This window comes from Pseudomonas sp. PA-4-8C, assembly GCF_021606625.1.
GTDB classification, from domain to species: Bacteria; Pseudomonadota; Gammaproteobacteria; order Pseudomonadales; family Pseudomonadaceae; genus Aquipseudomonas; species Aquipseudomonas lactis.
The window spans coordinates 1-4,904 of sequence record NZ_WKCD01000355.1; the positions used below are offsets into that span (position 1 = coordinate 1).

At 58.8% G+C, this 4,904-nt stretch carries 8 protein-coding genes; 3 read left to right on the forward strand and 5 right to left on the reverse strand.

From position 1 onward, the window contains the following. Both GIW04_RS27870 and GIW04_RS27875 read right to left on the reverse strand, forming a co-directional pair. The coding region (locus GIW04_RS27870; RefSeq protein WP_329607651.1) for a 2-dehydropantoate 2-reductase N-terminal domain-containing protein at positions 1-156 on the reverse strand (156 nt) is incomplete at its 3' end. Further along, a complete protein-coding gene (locus GIW04_RS27875; protein WP_120247713.1) occupies positions 153-539 on the reverse strand; it encodes a thioredoxin in 387 nt (128 codons plus the stop codon). The genes GIW04_RS27875 and GIW04_RS27870, both read right to left, overlap by 4 nt. On the opposite strand from GIW04_RS27875, the gene GIW04_RS27880 reads away from it, so the two are divergent. Both GIW04_RS27880 and GIW04_RS27885 read left to right on the forward strand, forming a co-directional pair. Next, entirely contained in the window at positions 538-972 is a 435-nt protein-coding gene (locus tag GIW04_RS27880) for a PilZ domain-containing protein (RefSeq protein WP_120247712.1), read from the forward strand. The genes GIW04_RS27875 and GIW04_RS27880 overlap by 2 nt on opposite strands. Positions 973-1,102: 130 nt before the next feature. Further along, on the forward strand, positions 1,103-2,179 hold the full coding sequence (locus tag GIW04_RS27885) for a 3-deoxy-7-phosphoheptulonate synthase (protein ID WP_003189871.1): 1,077 nt from the start codon (positions 1,103-1,105) through the stop codon (positions 2,177-2,179). A gap of 69 nt (positions 2,180-2,248) precedes the next feature. Here GIW04_RS27885 and GIW04_RS27890 read toward each other — a convergent pair whose 3' ends face one another. Next, a complete protein-coding gene (locus tag GIW04_RS27890) occupies positions 2,249-2,530 on the reverse strand; it encodes a GNAT family N-acetyltransferase (protein WP_003189869.1) in 282 nt (93 codons plus the stop codon). Between the two features lie 612 nt (positions 2,531-3,142). Between GIW04_RS27890 and oprI the strand changes: the two genes are divergently transcribed. Then, positions 3,143-3,394 (forward strand): outer membrane lipoprotei OprI, encoded by a 252-nt coding sequence (gene oprI / locus GIW04_RS27895; protein ID WP_003172710.1) that lies wholly within the window; start codon positions 3,143-3,145, stop codon positions 3,392-3,394. Positions 3,395-3,566: 172 nt separating this feature from the next. Here oprI and GIW04_RS27900 read toward each other — a convergent pair whose 3' ends face one another. Together GIW04_RS27900 and GIW04_RS27905 are read right to left on the reverse strand one after the other, a co-directional pair. Continuing rightward, complete coding sequence (locus tag GIW04_RS27900; RefSeq protein WP_003189867.1) at positions 3,567-4,532, reverse strand: L,D-transpeptidase family protein; 966 nt, start codon at positions 4,530-4,532, stop codon at positions 3,567-3,569. Between the two features lie 78 nt (positions 4,533-4,610). Further along, positions 4,611-4,904, reverse strand: a 294-nt coding sequence (locus GIW04_RS27905; protein WP_003189866.1) for a hypothetical protein, incomplete at its 5' end; no start/stop codon positions are given.

Sequence of the window (4,904 nt, forward strand, 5' to 3'; positions counted from 1 at the left end):
GACGTGCAGGCCATGCTTGCTCACCGCGGCGTATTCGCTGCGCAACAGGAAATGCACGTCGAAGCCGGCACGCGCCAGCATCAGTCCGTAGTAACCACCAATGGCACCGGTGCCGATAATGCCAATGCGTGGCGACGGGGCTGCAACTGCTGTCATGGCAAATCCTCTGGTGTTCGGGTTAGCGCCTGGTTTACGCATTCGGCGAGGTCGGATGCTGTAAGACGTGCCTGTAATTGCCCAAGGAATTGACCCTCGCATACCAGGAACAATGCCGGCAAATGAAAGATCTGGTAGCGTTGCACCGCACCGCCGTTGTGCCCGGCATCCACCCAGCACACGCGGTCCACCGGCAAGTGCCAGCCGGGCAATTGCTGGCGTGCCCAGCGGCAACTGGTACAACCGACACTGGTGAACACTACCAGCGAAATACCTGGCAATCCCAGCAATTGCTGGTCAATATCCAGGTCGGTCAATTCCAGTTCCTTCACTATACTGCTGCCATTGCCGTCAACTGGACGGCGCTCGGAGTCCGTGTACATGGGTCGTTTTTTACCTCACCCTGATGATGTCGCTGTCGAGTTGATCCAACGTCCCTCTCCCGCCCTTCCCCGCCAACGCCTGCACACTATCGGCCGTGGCGGCATCGCCTGCAATTGGCCGCGTGCCTGGCGCGCCGGCACGGCGGTTGATCTGCATATCCCTTCCCTGGGGCCCAGCGCCCGTTATCCGGGCTATGTTTCCTGGTGCCGCAAGGTCGAACAGGGCTATCGCATCGGTATCTGCTTTACCGACGAACACGCCTTGTTCGGTGCGCGGATGGGCGAGCAAGTGTGCCAGATCGAGCGTTACTGCCGCCTGCACGAAGATGCCGAGCCAACGCCTGCGCAACTGGAAGCCATGGCCCGTGATTGGGTGTCGCGCCATGCCGGCGAGTTCTCCCATGAGGCGGTTGTGCAGCCAGCGCTGGATTAAACCGGGCTTTGCCCATTGTCGCGGGCCCGTGTTACGCGCTAAGGTTCCTCCCCCCTGCATTCAAATCATGCTGTGCCCGCCGCACGGGGATAGCTGGCGGCCGGCACCCGTGACCCTGGCGAGTAACACGATGGCTGATTTACCGATCAATGACCTTAACGTTGAATCCAACGAGACCCTGATCACCCCCGATCAGCTCAAGCGCGAAATCCCCCTGAGCGACGCTGCCCTGCAGACCGTCACCAAGGGCCGCGAAGTCATCCGTGACATTCTCGACGGCACCGACCACCGCCTCTTCGTGGTGATCGGGCCCTGCTCTATCCACGACCTCAAGGCCGCCCACGAATATGCCGAGCGCCTCAAGGTGCTGGCAGCTGAGGTGTCCGACACCTTGTACCTGGTCATGCGCGTGTATTTCGAGAAGCCGCGTACCACCGTCGGCTGGAAAGGCTTGATCAACGACCCGTACCTGGACGACTCCTTCAAAATCCAGGACGGCTTGCACATCGGTCGCAAGCTGCTGCTGGACCTGGCTGAAATGGGCCTGCCCACCGCCACCGAAGCCCTCGACCCGATCTCCCCGCAATACCTGCAGGACCTGATCAGTTGGTCGGCTATCGGCGCACGCACCACCGAATCCCAGACCCACCGCGAAATGGCGTCCGGGCTGTCCTCGGCCGTAGGCTTCAAGAACGGCACCGACGGCGGCCTGACCGTGGCGATCAATGCGCTGCAATCGGTCTCCAGCCCTCACCGTTTCCTGGGTATCAACCAGGAAGGCGGCGTGTCCATCGTGACCACCAAGGGCAACGCCTACGGTCACGTGGTGCTGCGTGGCGGCAATGGCAAGCCCAACTATGATTCGGTCAGCGTCGCCCTGTGCGAACAGGCGCTGAACAAGGCCAAGATCAAGCCAAACATCATGGTCGATTGCAGCCACGCCAACTCCAACAAAGACCCGGCGTTGCAGCCGTTGGTGATGGAGAACGTTGCCAACCAGATCCTGGAAGGCAACCAGTCGATCATCGGCTTGATGGTGGAGAGCCATCTGAACTGGGGTTGCCAGGCGATTCCAAAAGACCTGGCCGACTTGCAGTACGGCGTATCGATCACCGATGCCTGTATCGACTGGTCCGCCACCGAAACCACCCTGCGCAGCATGCATGCCAAACTCAAGGACGTGTTGCCCCAGCGCAAACGCACCTGAGCCTGTACCTGTTTCGCGCACACAAAAACGCCGGGCTAAGCCCGGCGTTTTTTATTGGCAACTGGTCAGTTATAGCTTCGCGGCATGGCGCTGGTGGCGCTCCATGTAGCGTTCGACATAGGAGCACGACGGGATCACCGTGTAGCCAGCCTCTTCGGCAAACTTCAAGGCTTCCTCGGTCAACGCAGCCGCAATGCCTCGCCCCCGCAGTGCGTTGGGCACGAAGGTGCGATAGATATCCAGGGTCTGCTTCCCGAGGTCCATGTAGGTCAGGTAGGCACGATGACCGTCCACATTGGTCTCGAACTGATGACCAGCCTGGTCATGGTGGATGGACAACGCCTCGCTCATCACTACTCCTCGCGGGTCTGAATTAACGACCCTACCTTACCGATGTTTTTCCGGCGAAGGAACATCTACGCCACCCCGTGCCGGTTTCGACAGCGAGAAAACCGTGAGCGCTCACAACCAGCACATAGGGAATAGTAGGCACCAAACCTGAAATTGCTCAAGGCGCACTCGTCATTCCCCGCCGCTGATGGATATAGAAAGGGCCTCGATCAATCGGCGACCGATAGCCTGAACATTGCCGGCAGTTGAACCTTGAGACGAACTGGCGCTCTTAAAGTCACCTCTAGATGCGCAAAAGATGCCTGGCGCAGTAAAGCCAAGCGCGACCAAAGTGCCCCGCTTCGTTATATAAAATTTCATCGATTTACAAGGCTTAACACATGCGGGCCGGCCCTTTCAGCCTGGATCCAATGTTCGTCGAGGCGCAAAAAACTGGACGGTTTTCATACAAACCGTCAAAAGATTAGCCAAAATAGATTCGGCACAAGAAATTTTTTTGCTTCTTGCGCAACGTCAGTTTACTTACTACAAGTAATGGGTAGTATGTACGCCGGCTATTAGCTCACTCTGAGAAAGTAGCCATTAAATTGAAAGTCCTTGAAGGGGAACACGATGAACAACGTTCTGAAATTCTCTGCTCTGGCTCTGGCCGCAGTTCTGGCTACCGGTTGCAGCAGCGTCTCCAAAGAAACCGAAGCTCGTCTGACTGCAACTGAAGACGCAGCAGCTCGCTCCCAGGCCCGTGCAGACGAAGCCTACCGTAAAGCTGATGAAGCTCTGGCTGCTGCTCAAAAAGCACAACAGACTGCTGACGAAGCTAACGAGCGCGCTCTGCGCATGCTTGAAAAAGCAAGCCGCAAGTAATAATCCTTCGGGGTTGTTATCAAGCCGATCCATTTATGGGTCGGCTTTTTTTTGCCTTTGATTTGGCACGCGCCACCTGTAGGAGCGAGCTTGCTCGCGAATGTGGTCAACGATGACGCGGGCGTCCTGAATGACAGCGGCGCCCTCAGGTTTTTCGCGAGCAAGCTCGCTCCTACAGCAGGTCGGCCGGCGTACTTGAGGCCACAGGCGCCGCGCCTGGCACACCAATTTCGGTCGGCAAGCCATCCTCGGCGGCGACCACGTCACGTACCTGGTCCCAGTTGACCCGCAGGTTATTGGACAGGTCTTCGCGCTTGAGCAACGCATTGATAACTGCGGTGTGCTTGTCGACCACCGAGGGCGTACCGTCATCGTTCAACGGCGTGTGGGCTTCAAGGTAGACCTTGCCGCCGCTGCTGCCGAACTTGTACGCGTCGTTGATGATGCGCACTGACGTGCCCACCGGCACCATGCCCGCCATTTCCAACACGTTGTTATTGAACATGCGGAAGCACCCGTGGCTGGTACGCGTGCCGATACCAAACTTCATGTTGGAGCCGTGAATCAGGTAACCCGGCGTGCCCAGGGTGAACTTGAACGGCCCCAGTGGGTTGTCGGGGCCGGCAGGCACCACGTTGGGGAGCGGGTCACCGTTGGCGGCGTGCTCGGCCTTGATCGAGGCCGGTGGCGTCCAGGTCGGGTTCGGCGTCTTGGCGATGATACTGGTATGGGCGATCGGCGAACCCCAGCCTTCCCGGCCAATGCCCAGAGGGAAGGTATAGACAACGTTTTGGCCTTTTGGATAGTAGTAGAGCCGGTATTCCGCCAGATTGATCACAATGCCTTCCCGCGGCCCGGGCGGCAGGATAAAGCGTGTGGGCAGCACAATCTCGGTGCCCGCGCCCGGCAACCAGGCATCGACGCCCGGGTTGGCCGCGACCATTTCCGAATAGCCCAGGTCGTAGGTGGTGCCAAGGTCAGCAAAGGTATCTTCGTACTTGGCCTTGATCACTTGGACCTGGCCGACAATGTCCTCACCGGGCGGCGGCAAGGGCAACTGCAAGGCCGCCGCCGAACCCGCCGCACAAAGCGCAGCAAGAGACAGGCAGCAGGTGACGACGGAAAGGCGCGACAACATCCGGAAAATCCTTCGCAAGACGACGGGTAGGGAAAAACTGATTGTATACGGCTTCGCAGCGCCAAGCTTCAAGCTGTTTTACAGCTCGAAGCGCAGCTCCGGCCAGATCGGCGGCGTGCCGCGCTTTTGCGATTCGAGAATCGCCCGGCATAACGGGCAGAGTCGCTGGTCTTGAAAAATCGAGCGGTTGACCGATGACCAGCGTGGCTGTGCGGGCAATAAAGTGCCGCAGAGCGTGCGGTCGATGGAGCCGCCCAGTTCCAATTGACGCGCCACCAAATGCACCCGCACTTCCTGGCAGGCGAACAGGTCCAGCTGCTCGTCCGGCTCGATCAGTTGGTAGTTAAACAGGGACCAGGCAGGGCGCGACAT